Here is a 16,315-nt window from a genome sequence, read left to right as displayed (position 1 = left end):
ATGATACCTTTTATAGCTGCGGGAGTACAAATTGCTATAACCCCCAATGATTTGGAAAAAAATACGGAAAAGGTATGTGCCTGGCTAAAAAAAGCCAAAAAAGAGCATAAGGCGGATTTGGCAGTTTTTCCGGAATCGGTTTTATCTGGTTTTACCCCGGCTTTACCTTTACTGGAAATTTACCAGAAGATAGCTCAACCTTTAGACAACCCTTATATAGAGAAGATTGCTACTCAGTGCCGAAAATCTCGGGTACATGCGGTAATTTCCTTTTACGAGCGGGGTTCGGAATTTCCACTGATTTATAATTCGGCAGTGTTAATTGATGATGAGGGGCAAACTCTCGGGGTATACCGGAAAACCCATCCTTTTCCCACCGAGAGAATTGGTGGCGGTGGCTGGACCACTCCCGGAGAAGAGCCGGTGGTGGTGAAGACCAAGCTTGGGGACATAGGGATGATTATTTGTTATGATGGAGATTTTCCTGAACTTTCCCGGGTATTAGCTTTAAAAGGTGCCGAAATAATCGTGCGGCCTTCGGCTTTACTTCGAAGTTATGAGATCTGGGAACTAACCAATATGGCTCGGGCGTATGATAACCACATTTACTTAATAGCTGTAAACGCTGTGGGACCTGATGCTGGAAACAATTATTATTTCGGACATAGTATGATTATTTCTCCAATTGCTCAAAAACTTGCTTTAGCCCGGGGTGGAGAGGAAATTATAAGTGCCAAATTAAATCCAGAACCTTTAAAATACGTAAGTTACGGGACAAAAGCACCGATGATTTTTGACCACTTGGAAGATCGCAACTTAAAAGCATATAAAGATATTTTAACAAAAGGTAAATCTCGTTTTGAACCAGCAAAAAGAATACCGTATTGGAAAGGGGAGGAACAATAATGGAACTATATCAAGCAATAATAGAGAGAAGAAGTATTCGAAATTTTAAGCCATCAGAGTTACCCAAGGACACAATTCTAAAGCTTTTAACGGCGGCAATTAATGCTCCCTCGGCTAATAACCGGCAAAACTGGCGTTTTATCGTCGTTACCAATAAAGCCCTTAAAAATAAACTTGTAGAAGAAGCATGTGAACAGCAGTTTATTAAAGATGCTGCAGTGGTTTTTGCTATGATCTGTACTGTACCGGGATACGAAATTGATGTTGCATTAGCTGCTGAAAACTTAATGCTTGCTGCTTGGGGGGAAGGGCTTGGAAGCTGCTGGATAAAGTCTTTTAACCAGGAAGTAGCTAAGAAACTTCTCGAGGTTGGTAATGAGGAAAAAATTGTTTGTTTAATACCTGTGGGGGAAATTGCTGAACTTCCGGAAAAACCTGCCCGTAAGCCATTAGAAGAAGTGGTAACTTTTAAATGATGGGGGAATATTCAATGGATATGGAAAAGCTAATCCAAGCATTAAAAGAGAAAGAAAAGAAGTATAAAGCCGGTGGAGGAAAAGAAAAGGTTGTTGCCCAGCATAATCGCGGAAAGTTAACTGCTCGGGAAAGGATTGACCTTTTTCTTGATCCTGGAAGCTTTGTGGAAATAGGACTTTTTGCTGAGCAACGGGCAAAAAATTTTGGCTTAACGGAACCCCTTCCAGGGGATGGAGTAGTAACGGGTTATGGGACGGTGAACGGACGTCGAGTTGTAGTAGCTGCTCAGGACTTTACGGTTCAGGGTGGTTCGGTAGGTTCAATGCATGCCGATAAAATCTGCCGGGCTATAAAAATGGCACAGGAAATGGGTGTACCTTTTATTTCGTTAAACGATTCCGGGGGCGCCCGAATTCAGGAGGGTATAGAAGCTTTAGAAGGTTACAGCAAAATTTTTGCCCATAATATTGATGCTTCTGGCATTATTCCGCAGATTTCGGTAATAGGAGGTCCTTGTGCCGGAGGAGCAGTTTATTCTCCGGCGCTAACCGATTTTATCGTGATGATAAAAGGTTCTAACATGTTTATTACCGGACCCCAAGTTATTAAAGAGGTAACTGGCGAGGAAGTCGACGGGGAGAGTTTGGGAGGTGCTTTAATTCACAACCAAATAAGCGGTGTTGCCCATTTTTACGCCGAAAGTGAGCAGGAAGCGGTGAAGATTGTCAAGGAGTTATTATCCTATCTTCCGGCCAATTATCTGGAAAGCCCGCCTGTAGCGGCGGAAGAAGGCTACCGCCGGGTTTTGGAGTTAAATTCGCTTATCCCTGTCCAGCCGACAAAAGTTTATGACGTACGGGAAGTAATTAAAGCCATTGCCGATTTTGGTAGATTTTTTGAAGTGCAGGCTCTATTTGCTCCCAATATTGTAATTGGTTTTATAAGAATTGGCGGCGAAACTGTTGGGGTTATTGCCAATCAACCGAAAGTAAAAGCAGGCTGCCTTGATATTGATGCTTCTAACAAAGCTTCCCGGTTTATTCGTTTTTGCGATGCTTTTAACATTCCCCTCTTAACTTTAGAAGATATTCCCGGTTATTTGCCCGGGGTATGGCAGGAGCATGCTGGCATAATTCGCCATGGGGCAAAGGTACTTTATGCTTATGGAGAAGCCACTGTACCCAAAATAACGGTAATTTTAAGAAAAGCCTATGGTGGCGGTTATATTGCTATGTGCAGTAAAAATCTTGGTGCTGATTTAACCATTGCTCTTCCTACCGCTGATATTGGCGTTGTAGGAGCTGATGCGGCGGTAAACATTCTGTATCGCGATGAGATCAAAAACGCTGAAAATCCCGAGGACTTTCGACAGGAAAAAATCAGCGAGTTTATTGAGCTTTTTGGCAACCCCTACTATGCTGCAAGCAAGGGAATTGTAGATATTATTGTAGAACCGGCCGAGCTTAGAAACCAAATTTTAGCCGGGTTTAAGTTCTTAAAAAGCAAAAAGATCAAGAAAAGCCCCAAAAAACACGGCAATATACCGCTTTAAGGAGGAATCTTATGATGGTTGAACGGGTTTGGCTGGGGCTGGAAATGACCGTTTTGGGAATGGGTGTGGTATTTCTGGCTCTAATTGTGTTAACCCTGGTTATGAGCAGCTTTAAGTATCTTTTTGCTAAAAAAAAACCTTCTGAAGTAAGGAGTTCCGCTGAAAATATTAGTAAGGTTTCTGCGGAAGACGACAATTTGGCTGTGATTTTAGCTGCAGCGGCGTATGTCTACTTAGAAGAAAATACAAAATCCTCAGGTTTTAATCCAAAGGATCAAGTTAATCCACTCTGGAAATATCATCAATTAGGAGGGAACTAAAATGCGCCAGCTAAAAATAACGGTTAACGGCAAGGTTTATGATGTCATGGTTGAAGAAGTAGGAGGGAGTCCAGCAGTGGTTTCATACCAGGAAGTTGCAGTTGCTGCACCGGTACCAGAAGCACCTAAGGCAAAAACGCTTCCTTCTTCCCCACCTCCATCTGTTCCAACCGCAGCGGGCAAGGAAATTAAAGCTCCAATTCCTGGAGTTGTGCAACGAATTCTTGTATCTCCGGGCCAAAAGGTTAAACGGGGCGATGTTGTGTTAATCTTAGAAGCCATGAAGATGGAAAACGAAATCATGGCCTCGGTGGAAGGAGTTATTAAAGAAATTCTGGTGACTTCCGGACAATCGGTAGCGGCCGGAGAAATACTGGTAATCCTTGAATAGGAGTTGAGAACATGCTGGATAAAATAGCAAGCCTTTTAGCTACTACCGGTTTTACCGCTTTTAAATGGCAAAACGGAGTAATGATTGTTATCGCGCTGATTGTTCTTTATCTTGCTATTAAAAAAGAATACGAACCGCTTCTTTTAATGCCTATTGGTTTTGGTATGCTTATTTCCAATCTACCGATTACAGGGATTTTTGACCCTCCTGCTAACGGTCAACCAGGAGGCTTATTTTACTACCTCTATCAGGGTGTCAAGCTGGGGATTTATCCTCCGCTGATCTTTTTAGGGGTGGGAGCTCTTACCGATTTTGGTCCGCTTATTGCTAACCCTATTACCTTTCTTTTGGGGGCGGCAGCCCAGTTAGGTATCTTTATCACCTTTATGGGTGCACTTTTGCTTGGCTTTACTCCGGCGCAGGCTGCTTCGATCGGGATTATTGGCGGGGCTGACGGACCTACCGCTATTTATCTAACTTCGAGATTAGCTCCGGAACTTTTAAGTTCTGTCGCACTGGCAGCGTACTCTTATATGGCTTTAATTCCGATTATTCAGCCGCCTATAATGAAACTTTTAACTACACAAAAAGAACGGGAAACGGTGATGGAGCAATTAAGAGAAGTTTCGAAAACCGAAAGAATTTTATTTCCGATTATTGTAACTATTCTTTGTGTTCTTTTGGTACCTTCTGCTTCGGCCTTAATAGCTTGTTTGATGTTTGGAAACCTTATTCGGGAAGCAGGGGTAGTGGAACGGTTATCTAAAACTGCACAAAATGAGCTAATAAACATTATTACTATTTTTTTGGGCCTAACTGTTGGAGCTACAGCTAAAGCCGAAACATTTTTAACGGTAAAAACTTTGGAGATTATAGTTTTGGGCTTGATTGCCTTTTCCTTTAGCACTGCCGGCGGGATTTTGATGGGTAAATTAATGTATAAACTTTCGGGCGGAAAGATTAACCCCTTAATTGGTTCGGCGGGAGTTTCGGCGGTACCAATGGCGGCCAGGGTATCCCAGAAGGTTGGGCAGGAAGCCAATCCGACAAACTTCCTTTTAATGCATGCCATGGGGCCCAATGTGGCCGGAGTAATCGGGTCGGCTATAGCCGCCGGAGTGCTCTTAACAGTACTTGGGTAGTAGTTTAAAAAAATTTCAAAAATAGTTAGATTTATTTGTGAATAGTTATAAAGGGATTTAACCTTTAACGAAGAATCTTAATTACTTAGAAATATTTCGACAATTTTTTCAAAATTTCACGAGGAGGGAGACAATGTTAACTCCTTTTGAGTACGTTAAAGCCCGGACATTGGACGAGGCAGTAATGCTCCTATCAGGAGATGACCGGGTAAAAGTTATGGCAGGTGGGACTGATTTAATTGTGCGAATAAAAGATAGGCTTTTAGAACCCAAAAGAGTGGTCGATATAAAGGGAATTGATGGAATTAGCGGTATTACAGCACGGGAAGACGGGGTTTATATTGGTGCTGCCACTACTATGAACGAAATTGTAAGAAATAAAGTAATAATTGAAAAATTCAGGGTATTAGGAGAAGGAGCCCATGCGTTAGGTTCATATCAAATAAGAAACCGGGCTACTATTGGTGGCAACGTCTGTAACGCTTCTCCCCTAGCTGATACTGCTCCAGCTCTTCTGGTGTATGAAGCGGTAATGATTGCCTATGGGCCGGAAGGCTTTAGAGAAATCCCTGCAACGGAATTTTTTGTAGGACCTGGGAAGACGGTTTTAAAATCCAATGAAATATTATATCAGATAAAACTTCCATATTATCAGGGAAAGGCTGGCGGTAGTTATATCAAGTTTGCCCGGACAAAAGCGGTAGACTTAGCCATTGTGGGGGTTGCGGCTCTTGTTTTTGATAACGATGATGTAAGAATCGCTCTGGGGGCAGTGGCACCAACTCCAATTAGGGCCAGAAAAGCGGAACAATTTTTAAGAGGTAAGAAATTTGACCAAACCATTAGAGAAGCGGCCCGCATTGCCCGGGAGGAGTGTTCACCTATAGATGACATCCGTGCCAGTAAAGAGTATCGGTTGGACCTGGTTGAAACCTTAACTTACCGGGCGGTGAAACAAGCCTTAGCCAATTTATAGAAAGGTGGGATAGAGATGATTTCGGTTCGTTTTAAAGTTAACAATGAGTGGGTCGAGCTGTTAGTTCATCCCCACCACCGCTTGATTGATATTTTAAGAGAAGAATTGGACTTAACAGGAGCAAAGGAAGGCTGTGGTGGTGGTGAGTGTGGTTCTTGTACCGTAATTATGAATGGACAACCTGTGAATGCTTGTTTAGTTTTGGCTCCAGAAGTTGATGGGGCGGAAATATTAACGGTAGAAGGATTAAGCAAGGACGAAGAGTTAGACATAGTTCAAGAAGCTTTTATTGATGAAGGGGCGCTTCAGTGTGGTTATTGTACCCCGGGAATGATTATGTCGGCCAAAGCGCTTTTAATGAGAAATCCCAATCCTACTCGAGAAGAAGTAATTGAAGCTATAAGTGGTAATCTTTGCCGTTGTACAGGTTACATTCGCATTGTGAATGCGGTATTAAAAGCCGCTCAAAAAGCGCGGGTTTAGGGGGTGAAGGAAGTGATTAAAAAGGAATCCTACATTGGTAAAAGCGTCAAAAGAAAAGATGGGCCGGAAAAGGTAACCGGTTCGGCAAAGTATGTTGGTGATTTAAAATTTGGATCAATGCTTTATGCAAAAATTTTAAGAAGTAAATATGCCCATGCCAAGATTATACGGATAGATACTTCCAAAGCAGAAAAATTACCTGGTGTAAAAGCGGTTGTTACCGGAAAAGATTTTCCTCAGAGGATGGGTTTATATCTTTTAGACCGCACTCCTTATGCTGTTGATAAAGTTCGTTACTATGGCGAACCTGTTGCGGGAGTAGCTGCGGTGTCTGAAGAAATAGCCCAAAAAGCAATTGAATTAATTGAAGTGGAGTATGAAGAGCTTCCTGCAGTATTGGATCCAAGGGAAGGCATGAAAGAAGGAGCGCCATTAATTCATCCTGACCTAAAAAATTATGAACATGTTCCTGCAATTTATCCAAAGCCAGATACGAATATTTCCAACCACTTTAAAATCAGGAAAGGCAATGTGGAAGAAGGTTTTGCGAAATCCGATTATATCTTTGAAGGCGAATACTACGTACCTCAAATCCAGCATACCCCCATTGAAACCCACACAGCTATAGTGATGTGTGACAGTACCGGAAAGTTCACAATCTGGTCATCCAATCAATCTCCCAATGCAGTACGCAAAATATTAAGTCATTCCTTGAAAATCCCCATGACCAAGATCCGAGTTTTAGGCCCCTACTGTGGTGGAGGCTTTGGGGCCAAAGCAGGAGTTAACATTGAAGCACCGCTTATTCCTTTAGCCTTAAAATTAAGAAACAAACCAATTAAATACGTAACTACCCGGGAAGAAGAGTTTAGGGATACTTTTGTACGTCAGGGAATGTATGCTAAAATTAAGACCGGTGTAACAAAAGAGGGAAGGATTGTTGCCCAGGAACTGGAAATGGTTTGGGATGCCGGTGCTTACAATGAATACGGGGTGAACATTACCCGGGCAGCGGGTTATTCTTCCGCCGGGGTTTATGACATTCCATATATGAAGACCGATTCGTACTGCGTTTATACCAACAAGCCAAACGGCGGTCCTTTGAGGGGCTTTGGGATGAGTGAAATGCACTGGGCAATCGAACAGCATATGGATATGATTGCCCATAAACTCGGGATGGACCCGATTGAATTCCGTTTGAAAAACATTCAGCGGGATGGTTCAACTAACGCTACCGGTCAGGTATTAAAGGATGTGGGTATTGAAAAGTGTATTTTACGGGCTAAGGAACTAATTGGCTGGGAAGAAATAAAAGGTGAGCCTAAGCCCGAGCTATCCAGTGGAAAAGTGCGGGCTAAAGGTTTAGCTTGCATGATTAAAGCACCGGCAATGCCAAATAACGCGGCCTCTTCGGCTATTGTGAAGTTTAACGATGATGGAACGGTAGCACTTTTAATAACCGCGCAGGAAATAGGTCAGGGAGCTTTTACTGCTCTTGCTCAAATCTGTGCTGAAGAGCTTGGTGTACCAGAAGATTGGATAAAAGTGAGCCAGCCAGATACCGACTATACCGCTTATGAATGGCAAACGGTGGCTAGCCGTATCACCTATTCTGCTGGCAATGCTGTAATTCGTGCCGCCCGGGATGCAAAGAGACAGCTTTTGGAAATGGGAGCTAAACATTTTGGAGTACCTCTTGAAGAATTAGATGTGTATGATGGCTATGTTTATGTTGTGGCAGATCCTGCTCGGAAAATCGCGGTTAAAGATATTGCCCTGGGTTTAACTTTACCTGACGGTAGCGGCTGGGGTGGTCCGGTAATTGGCAAAGGTGTATTTATCCCCGAAGGGGTGGTAAGCTTTGATAAAGAAACCGGCCAAAGCCCTAAAGGGGTATCGCACTGGACCTATGGTGTACAGGCGGTGGACATTGAAGTAGATGTGGACACGGGTAAGATTGATGTGAAGAAAGTTGTGGCTGTTTATGATATCGGGAAAGTGATAAATCCCGATTTAGCTAAAGCTCAAACGGAGGGGGGGATAATCCAGGGCTTATCCACGGCATTGTTTGAGGAAATGAAGTTTGACGAAAAAGGAAAGCTTTTAAATCCATCATTCGTGGACTACAAGATTGCCACTGCTGCAGAACTTCCGGAGATGATTATCGACTTTATTGAAACTCCCTTGGAAGACGGACCCTATGGCGCTCGTGGATTTGGCGAACACGTTATGGTTCCCACTGCACCTGCTATTGCTAACGCCCTTTACAATGCACTGGGAATACGCATTAATACGTTACCGTTGACAGCGGAAAAAGTACGGAAAGCTATTAAAGAAAAATACGGTATTTAAAGGGAGGGGGACAGGTTCCCCCTCTAAAATAAAACGGGGAAGGGTGAAATAATGGCTAGAAGGGTTATTCAAATTGAAGAAAAGCTCCCTTTATTGGAAACGTTGCCTTTAAGTTTTCAGCATTTAATGGCAATGTTTGGCGCAACGGTTTTGGTCCCTTTACTCTTTAAAATTGACCCGGCAATAGCTCTTTTAATGAACGGTATCGGGACTTTAATTTATACTTTTGTTACTAAAGGTGGTATACCTGCTTATCTTGGCTCAAGCTTTGCTTTTATTGCTCCTACCCTCTTAATAATTGATAAATGGGGTTATTCCGCGGCCCAATCGGGTTACATTTTCTTCGGTCTCTTCTTTATCGTGGTATCGTTTATTATCCGTTATGCTGGAACCAAGTGGATCGATATTGTACTTCCTCCACCGGTTATGGGGGCAGTAGTTGCGGTTATAGGCCTTGAACTTGCACCGGTTGCGGCCCAAATGGCCGGACTTACAGCCGAAAAAATGGACCCCAAAGTGGTCATGGTTTCAATGTTTACCCTTTTAATTGCAGTAGTGGGTTCGGTAGTTTTTCGGGGATTTCTTCAGGTAATACCGGTTTTAATTGCGGTTTTGGCCGGTTACGCTTTTGCTTGGACTCAAGGCTTGGTAGATCTAACTCCAATTGCCAAAGCCCCCTGGTTTAAAATTCCTACGTTTTCAGCACCTACGTTTAATGCCAATGCCATAATCTTAATAGCGCCTGCTGCCCTGGTAGTATTGGCCGAACACATTGGTCACTTAATCGTTACCGGAAATATTGTGGAGCGGGACTTGGTTAAAAAACCGGGTTTACACCTTTCACTTTTAGGAGATGGTATTTCGAACTTCCTTTCCGGCTGGACTGGTTCACCACCAAATACTACCTACGGCGAGAACATCGGGGTTATGGCAATTACCCGGGTTTATTCGGTTTGGGTTATTCGGGGTGCGGCCATAATAGCGATTATCCTCTCGGTTGTTGGTAAGCTTGCGGCGGCCATTCAAACTATTCCCGTGCCTGTAATGGGCGGTATTTGCATCTTGCTGTTTGGTGTTATTGCTGCATCGGGTATTCGGATGCTTATCGAACAAATGGTTGACTACAGTAAAAACTTTAACTTGGCACTATCGGCAGTGGTCTTTACGGTTGGAGTAAGCGGTGCTAAAATTACCATTGGTACTGCTGAATTAAAAGGGATGGCCTTAGCAGCAGTTGTAGGGATTATCTTGAGCCTTATTATGTACGGCTTAAATACCTTAGGCTGGCTTAATGAAGAATTAGAAGCTCCTAAGGAAACTCTTAGCCGCAAGATTGCAGAATAAAAAATTGAAAAGTTAAATATCTTTGCGAAAAGCCCGGTGAATACCGGGTTTTTCTTGCTTAATTAAAACAACTTTATGTCAAGAGGAGGAAAAAGATGATGTATTTATATTTGGCAGTAATGGTGATTGCAGCGGGCACAATTGGTTATTTTGTTGCCTTATGGCAATTGCGCCGGACTGTTAGCGTCCTGGAGGCAGTAGGCAAGGAGCTAATTAATCGAAATTTACGAGCAGTTAAAACTTATCCCAAAATTTCTGGGCTCTTAAAAACATTTGCGGCATATCATAAAAAACTGGGAGAAATGATGTATGAATGGTTAGAATATGCCGATAAAGACGCCAAAGAAAATCGTAAATTAGGACAGGATGTGTATCAGATTACTTCTCAAGTAGCGAATGCAATAGCCCACCAGGCCGAGGAAATGCAGGCTTTGACTCGCAGCATTGAAGAAATTGCTAATGCCGCCAAGGAAATTGAAGGTAATGTTTCCATTTTTGCTGAAAATTCTAATGTTGCTAATGAAAAAATAGCCTTAGGCAAACAAATGATGCTGGGGACAAGGGAAAAAATGGAAAAAATAAATACTTCTGTTAAGCAACTGGAAGAAAAAATGACTGATGTAAGAAAAATACTGAGTGTAATCAATGAAATTTCTGATCAGACATCCCTGTTAGCTTTAAACGCTGCCATTGAAGCTGCAAGAGCAGGAGAAGCAGGTAAGGGTTTTGCAGTAGTGGCAGAAGAAGTAAGAAAGCTTGCTGACAACTCCCGAAGATCGGTGGAGGAAATTGCCGAGCTGTTAGAAAGGACTAGTGAAACTTACCAAAAAGTTTTATCTGAAGTACAGGAACATGAAAAGTTAATTAACAATGTAGCCGAAAATTTTGATCTCATAAATAAGCTCACACAGGAAAATTATCAGCTGTTGCAAAATATCAAAAACAAAACAATTGACCAAACCCGGGAAACTGAAAAAATTTCCAACAGTGCTCAACAGCTTTCTGCAGTTATTGAAGAAATAGCAGCAAGCTCGCAGGAAATAGCACGTTATTCTTCGCGTTATCTGGAAATTGCTAATACTCTCGAAACTACCGTTAAACAGTACCAGTTGTAAGCAAAAAAGAATAAAGTTAAAGAAAGATTAAAACATTGTAAAATAAGTTGCACAAATTATGCAAAAAGTTGTATACTACCCGTGTAAAAATCAGAATTCAGGGAAGTGAGTTGGATGGAAAAAGAAAAACAATATAATCGGGTAGTATCCCTTTATTCCCTTGGTTTAAATCCTGTATTTAATCAAAATTATAGGTCCAAAAATCGGGGACAAAAAGGTTATCGGATTCGATTGCAACAATCACAAAGAGCTTTTATTTCTAAACCGGCATTAAATTTTTAGTGCCGGTTTTCTTAATTTTTAGGAAGAAAAATGCTAAAATAACCTATATAGGAGAAGACAAGGGGAAATTATATGGGCATAAAAGAGGTTATTCCTTATTTTTTGACAACGGTGCTGGATATAACTATTGTTTCTTTTGTTATTTACAAACTTTTGGTTTTAATCCGGGGAAGCCGGGCTGAATCCTTATTAAAAGGGGTTGTGATTTTACTTTTGGCAAACGCTTTAGCTAAAGCCCTGGGTTTAAATACTGTAAGCTGGCTTTTAAAACAGTCAATGACTTTTTTAGCAGTGGCTCTTCCCATTGTTTTTCAACCGGAACTGCGCCGGGCTTTAGAACAGCTGGGCCGGGGTTCTCTTTTTAAAACTACCCTTACCGAAACCGATGAAAAGCAGTTAAGGCATAATATTGAAATATTAACCAATGCTGCGTTAAAGCTTTCCGAACAAAAAATCGGAGCTTTAATTGTAATGGAGCGCAATACCGGTTTAAACGAATATATCGAAACGGGGGTAAGGCTTGATGCCGAACTTTCGGCGGAGCTTCTAATTAATATTTTTATTCCTAAGTCACCTCTACATGATGGGGCGGTGATTATTCGTCATGGCCGGATTGCCGCTGCGGCTTGTTTTCTACCGCTGTCATCAAATGAGCTTTCTTTAAAAAATCTCGGTACCCGCCACCGGGCTGGATTGGGCCTTTCCGAAGAGACCGATGCAGTGATACTGATAGTTTCTGAAGAGACTGGGGTAATTTCTCTGGCGGTGGAGGGAAAACTTTACCGCTATTTAAGCCGCGAGGAACTTCAACGAAAGCTTATTGAAAATCTTATATTTTACCGGGAAAGTGCCAAAAAATGGAGGTTTTAAAACTTGCGGGAAAATTTTATTTTAAAAATAACATCGGTATTTTTGGCAGTTCTTCTGTGGTTTTACGTAGCCAATGAGAAAAATAATTTTGTTCCGGTTTACAAGAAAGAAGTTAAGGTAACGCCGGTAATTACCGGCAAACCGGCTCCGGGGTACCAAATTGTGAGAACTAAAATAACCCCTCCCAAAATTCAAATTTCCGGGTGGGTTCCTGCGGGGGCCTTACAGGATACAGTTTTCACCGAAGAAATTAATATAAATGCTGCTAAAGAAAGTAAAAAAGTTACAGTTTCCCTTATTCGGGAGGACGGAGTCTATTACAGCACTGATAAGGTCGAAGTATATATTGAAATTGACAAAAAAAAATAAACTATCTATAATTTCATTGATATTTGCTACCCAAAAGGTGACGATAATGCTTTTTAAAATAAGTAATTTAAGGCTAAGAATCGAAGACGATGAAGCAAAATTAAAAACCGAGCTGTGCCGAAAATACGGTTTGAGGGAAGATAAGGTAATATCGTTGAAAATAATTAAAAAAGCCGTAGATGCTCGCAGAAAAGAGCGGCTTTTTTTTGTGTACACGATTTTGGTAGACCTGGCTATTTCTCGAGAAAAAGCCAAAAAACTTTTACAGGACCAGTATGTTTCTATACCGGAACCGGAAGTGGAGGATTTTCATAAGCTAAATGTAGCTTTAAAACAACCGGTTGTGGTGGCAGGAGCAGGTCCGGCAGGCCTTTTTGCGGCTTTATCTTTAGCAAAAGCTGGCTTTCCGGTTTTACTGCTGGAAAGAGGGAAGCCTGTAGCCGAACGGGTAGAGGATGTGCGGGAGTTCTGGCAAAACGGGAGGCTTAATCCCGAGTCTAACGTGCAGTTTGGAGAAGGCGGAGCGGGGACTTTTTCCGATGGCAAACTTACCACCCGCACCCACGACCGAAGAATAGCATTAGTTTATAAATGGCTTTTGGCTGCCGGAGCTCCAGAAGAGATTTTTTATCTTGCCAAGCCCCACATAGGCACCGACCGCCTGCGGAAGGTTGTAGTTAATTTAAGAAAGGAAATAATCAAATTAGGCGGTATCGTACGTTTTTCGGCGAAAGTCACGGGATTATTGGTGGATAAAGGAAAAGTTGTGGGTGTTGTCGTAAACGGTCGGGAAGAGTGCCGGGCTTCGGCGGTAGTTTTGGCCATAGGCCATTCGGCCCGGGACAGTTTTGCAATGCTATTAAATACTGGGGTTATCCTAGAACCCAAGCCTTTTGCGATAGGGCTTAGGATTGAACATCCGCAAACCCTAATTGATAAAGCTCAATATGGCCGGTATGCCGGGCATCCCAAGTTAGGGGCTGCTGAGTACCAGTTGGTCTATAAAAATAATGATTTAGGACGGGCTACTTTTAGCTTTTGCATGTGTCCCGGCGGGGTGGTGGTTGGTGCTTCTTCTGAAGAAGGCGGGGTGGTTACCAATGGTATGAGCTATTATCGCCGGAACGGGAAGTTTGCCAACAGTGCTCTTGTGGTATCGGTAAATCCCGAGGATTTTTACGAAGGGCCTTTGGGAGGGGTTAAATTCCAGAGGGAGATTGAGCAAAAAGCCTATAAAATTGGCGGTAAAAACTACCATGCACCGGCGCAACGAGCTGTGGATTTCCTTACTGGGAAAGTAAGTAGTTTGGAAGAAGTAGCCAGTGCGACTTATAAACCGGGAGTTAAAGCTTCCGATTTAAATGACCTTTTTCCCGAATACATTAATCAAATGTTGAAAGAAGGCTTAAGAGATTTTAATCGAAAAATACCGGGCTTTATTGAAAAAGGAATCTTAACCGCTCCGGAAACTCGAACGTCTTCGCCGGTAAGGATAACGCGGGACGAAAAGGGGATGGCTTTAGGTTTTTTGGGACTTTTTCCTGCCGGGGAAGGGGCCGGCTATGCCGGCGGAATAGTTAGTGCTGCGGTGGACGGAATTAGAGCGGCGGAAGCGGTTATAAATTATCTGACAAAGGAGGAAGGATGATGGGTAAACTTTTTGGCACCGATGGAGTCAGGGGAGTTGCAAACCGCGATTTAACACCGGAACTGGCTTATAAACTCGGTAGAGCTGCAGCCTATGTGTTAAAGGAAAAGTATAACGGAGAGGGAATAGTGGTAGGTAAGGATACCAGGATTTCTGGAGATATGTTAGAGTCCGCTTTGACTGCCGGGATTCTTTCTGTAGGCCTTGATGTTTTAAAAGTTGGGGTTATGCCCACACCGGCTATTGCTTATTTAACCAGGGAATTAAAAGCCGTAGCGGGAGCTGTAATTTCGGCTTCTCACAATCCTATGGAAGATAACGGTATTAAATTTTTTAGCGGTTCGGGTTTTAAACTTCCCGATGAAGTGGAAGAAGAAATTGAAAAATATGTTTTGGAAAAAAAGGAAATTCCCAGCCGGCCAATTGGGGCAGAAATAGGCAGGGTGCGGGAAATAACTGATGCGGGATTACTTTATAAATCCTTTGCTAAAAATACGGTAGAACTTCCCTTTAGCGGCCTTAGGGTAGTGGTAGATTGTGCCAACGGAGCTGCTTCATACGTTGCTCCAAAGATTTATGAAGAACTTGGGGCGGAGGTTATTCCTATTTTTAACACTCCCGATGGTACCAATATTAATGCTAACTGCGGTTCGACCCATCCGGAAGCTTTAATGCGGGCGGTGGTGGAGGAAGGTGCCCACTTAGGTCTGGCCCATGATGGCGATGCCGACCGGTTGCTGGCGGTGGATGAAAAGGGAAATTTAGTTGATGGCGACCAGATTATGGTGATTATTGGTAAGTACTTAAAGAAAAAGGGCTTATTAAAAAATAACCGTATAGTAGTAACGGTAATGAGCAATTTAGGACTTAAAAAAGCTTTTGCCCGGGAGGGTATTGAAGTTTTAGAGACGAAAGTTGGTGATAGGTATGTTTTAGAAGAGATGTTAAAAAATGGAGCGATTATCGGTGGCGAACAGTCCGGGCACATTATCTTTTTAGACCATAATACCACCGGTGATGGAATTATTACCGCTTTGCAGTTAATGCAGGTAATAGTGGCTGAAGGGAAAAAGCTTTCGGAACTTGCTCAGGAGATGCCCAAATTCCCGCAGGTCTTAAAAAACGTGCGGGTTTTGGATAAAGAAAAGATTATGACAGCAGAGGAACTTGCCAAAGCCATTGCCCGGGGTGAAAAAAAGCTCGGGGAAGGAAGGATTTTGGTCCGGCCTTCGGGAACCGAGCCGCTAATTCGGGTTATGGCGGAAGGAGCTGATGCAAAACTTACCGAGGAGGTGGTGGATGAGATTATAGCGGTTATCGAAAAATTATAGGCAAGTTATTGCCTTTAAGCGCCGGGACCCCTTCCGGGGTTGACGAGGTGGAGGTTTATCGAGGTATCGGCGGATGCCTCCCGGCTTATCGCGGCCGTTAAAGGCGTCGGACAAAACCGAAGAGCAATCTTCGGGACAAAGGGCGCCGGGCGAACTGGAGGTTAGAGGTTGGAAATTAGAGGTTGGAGAAAGCGCAGTTAAAAAATTGTCGGCAGGAGCCGACCCTACTAATCCCCGTTAAATAAAAACGGGGAGGATATTTTTTTGCTTTTTTGCCTTTGGGAAAAAATAACGCTAAATAAATTTTGATTGGAGGAAGCAAACATGTGCGGAATTGTTGGCTATATAGGACCGAAACCTGCAGCACCAATTTTAATTGGTGGCCTTAAAAAATTAGAGTACAGGGGTTATGATTCGGCGGGTATAGCCGTTATTGAAGATAGTCTGATTAAGATTACCAAGTCTGTAGGAAAGATTGCCAATTTAGAAGAGAAGCTTTCCGGGGTTATATTAAATGCTACTACCGGTATCGGTCACACCCGCTGGGCAACCCACGGAAAACCAGCGGATGAAAATGCCCACCCGCATATAGATTGCACCGGCAAATTTGCCGTGGTGCATAACGGGATTATCGAAAATTATCTGGATTTAAAAGAAGAATTAATGGCTGAGGGACATACTTTTCGGTCTGAAACCGATACGGAAGTATTAGCTCACCTTTTGGAAAAGTATTATGCAGGTGACCTTTTAGAGGCGG

General features: G+C 42.8%; 17 protein-coding genes and 1 pseudogene. All 18 read left to right on the top strand.

Annotated features, from left to right (window positions below; translation table 11 throughout):
- Positions 1 to 906: a carbon-nitrogen hydrolase family protein gene (locus ciss_RS08475; protein WP_075865856.1), complete on the top strand. Its 906-nt coding sequence runs from the start codon at positions 1 to 3 to the stop codon at positions 904 to 906.
- Complete coding sequence (locus ciss_RS08470) at positions 906 to 1,382, top strand: nitroreductase family protein (protein ID WP_075865855.1); 477 nt, start codon at positions 906 to 908, stop codon at positions 1,380 to 1,382. Before ciss_RS08475 ends, ciss_RS08470 begins: the two co-directional genes overlap by 1 nt.
- Before the next feature lie 14 nt (positions 1,383 to 1,396).
- Entirely contained in the window at positions 1,397 to 2,935 is a 1,539-nt protein-coding gene (locus ciss_RS08465; RefSeq protein WP_075865854.1) for an acyl-CoA carboxylase subunit beta, read from the top strand.
- Positions 2,936 to 2,946: 11 nt separating this feature from the next.
- Positions 2,947 to 3,255, top strand: coding sequence for an OadG family protein (locus ciss_RS08460; protein ID WP_075865851.1), 309 nt, complete (start codon positions 2,947 to 2,949; stop codon positions 3,253 to 3,255).
- 1 nt (position 3,256) lies between these two features.
- A complete protein-coding gene (locus ciss_RS08455; RefSeq protein ID WP_075865848.1) occupies positions 3,257 to 3,646 on the top strand; it encodes a biotin/lipoyl-containing protein in 390 nt (129 codons plus the stop codon).
- 11 nt (positions 3,647 to 3,657) lie between these two features.
- A complete protein-coding gene (locus ciss_RS08450) occupies positions 3,658 to 4,788 on the top strand; it encodes a sodium ion-translocating decarboxylase subunit beta (protein ID WP_075865846.1) in 1,131 nt (376 codons plus the stop codon).
- A 133-nt stretch (positions 4,789 to 4,921) separates the two neighbouring features.
- Positions 4,922 to 5,764, top strand: coding sequence for an FAD binding domain-containing protein (locus ciss_RS08445; protein ID WP_075865844.1), 843 nt, complete (start codon positions 4,922 to 4,924; stop codon positions 5,762 to 5,764).
- 15 nt (positions 5,765 to 5,779) lie between these two features.
- Positions 5,780 to 6,247 carry a (2Fe-2S)-binding protein gene (locus ciss_RS08440; RefSeq protein ID WP_088775864.1) on the top strand — a complete coding sequence of 156 codons (468 nt, stop codon included), beginning with the start codon at positions 5,780 to 5,782 and terminating at the stop codon, positions 6,245 to 6,247.
- Between the two features lie 12 nt (positions 6,248 to 6,259).
- Complete coding sequence (locus ciss_RS08435; RefSeq protein ID WP_201787787.1) at positions 6,260 to 8,599, top strand: xanthine dehydrogenase family protein molybdopterin-binding subunit; 2,340 nt, start codon at positions 6,260 to 6,262, stop codon at positions 8,597 to 8,599.
- A gap of 51 nt (positions 8,600 to 8,650) precedes the next feature.
- The gene (gene uraA / locus ciss_RS08430; protein ID WP_075865842.1) at positions 8,651 to 9,943 is read left to right on the top strand and encodes a uracil permease; all 1,293 of its coding nucleotides are present in this window, start codon (positions 8,651 to 8,653) and stop codon (positions 9,941 to 9,943) included.
- Between the two features lie 95 nt (positions 9,944 to 10,038).
- The gene (locus tag ciss_RS08425; RefSeq protein WP_077177521.1) at positions 10,039 to 11,058 is read left to right on the top strand and encodes a methyl-accepting chemotaxis protein; all 1,020 of its coding nucleotides are present in this window, start codon (positions 10,039 to 10,041) and stop codon (positions 11,056 to 11,058) included.
- 114 nt (positions 11,059 to 11,172) lie between these two features.
- Positions 11,173 to 11,340, top strand: coding sequence for a hypothetical protein (locus ciss_RS13340; protein ID WP_166504007.1), 168 nt, complete (start codon positions 11,173 to 11,175; stop codon positions 11,338 to 11,340).
- A 72-nt stretch (positions 11,341 to 11,412) separates the two neighbouring features.
- Positions 11,413 to 12,210, top strand: coding sequence for a diadenylate cyclase CdaA (gene cdaA, locus ciss_RS08420; protein WP_075865837.1), 798 nt, complete (start codon positions 11,413 to 11,415; stop codon positions 12,208 to 12,210).
- 3 nt (positions 12,211 to 12,213) lie between these two features.
- The gene (locus ciss_RS08415) at positions 12,214 to 12,579 is read left to right on the top strand and encodes a CdaR family protein (RefSeq protein WP_075865835.1); all 366 of its coding nucleotides are present in this window, start codon (positions 12,214 to 12,216) and stop codon (positions 12,577 to 12,579) included.
- A gap of 46 nt (positions 12,580 to 12,625) precedes the next feature.
- Positions 12,626 to 14,227 (top strand): NAD(P)/FAD-dependent oxidoreductase, encoded by a 1,602-nt coding sequence (locus tag ciss_RS08410; protein ID WP_075865834.1) that lies wholly within the window; start codon positions 12,626 to 12,628, stop codon positions 14,225 to 14,227.
- Positions 14,227 to 15,558, top strand: coding sequence for a phosphoglucosamine mutase (gene glmM, locus ciss_RS08405; protein ID WP_075865831.1), 1,332 nt, complete (start codon positions 14,227 to 14,229; stop codon positions 15,556 to 15,558). The genes ciss_RS08410 and glmM overlap by 1 nt, the downstream gene beginning before the upstream one ends.
- A gap of 73 nt (positions 15,559 to 15,631) precedes the next feature.
- Positions 15,632 to 15,799 (top strand): hypothetical protein, encoded by a 168-nt coding sequence (locus tag ciss_RS13335; protein ID WP_166504006.1) that lies wholly within the window; start codon positions 15,632 to 15,634, stop codon positions 15,797 to 15,799.
- 83 nt (positions 15,800 to 15,882) lie between these two features.
- A pseudogene (locus tag ciss_RS13585) lies at positions 15,883 to 16,315 on the top strand (glutamine--fructose-6-phosphate transaminase (isomerizing)); the annotation flags it as partial.

The sequence above is a fragment of the Carboxydothermus islandicus genome (genome assembly GCF_001950325.1).
Taxonomy (GTDB): domain Bacteria; phylum Bacillota; class Z-2901; order Carboxydothermales; family Carboxydothermaceae; genus Carboxydothermus; species Carboxydothermus islandicus.
This window is presented reverse-complemented; position numbering and strand designations above follow the sequence as displayed.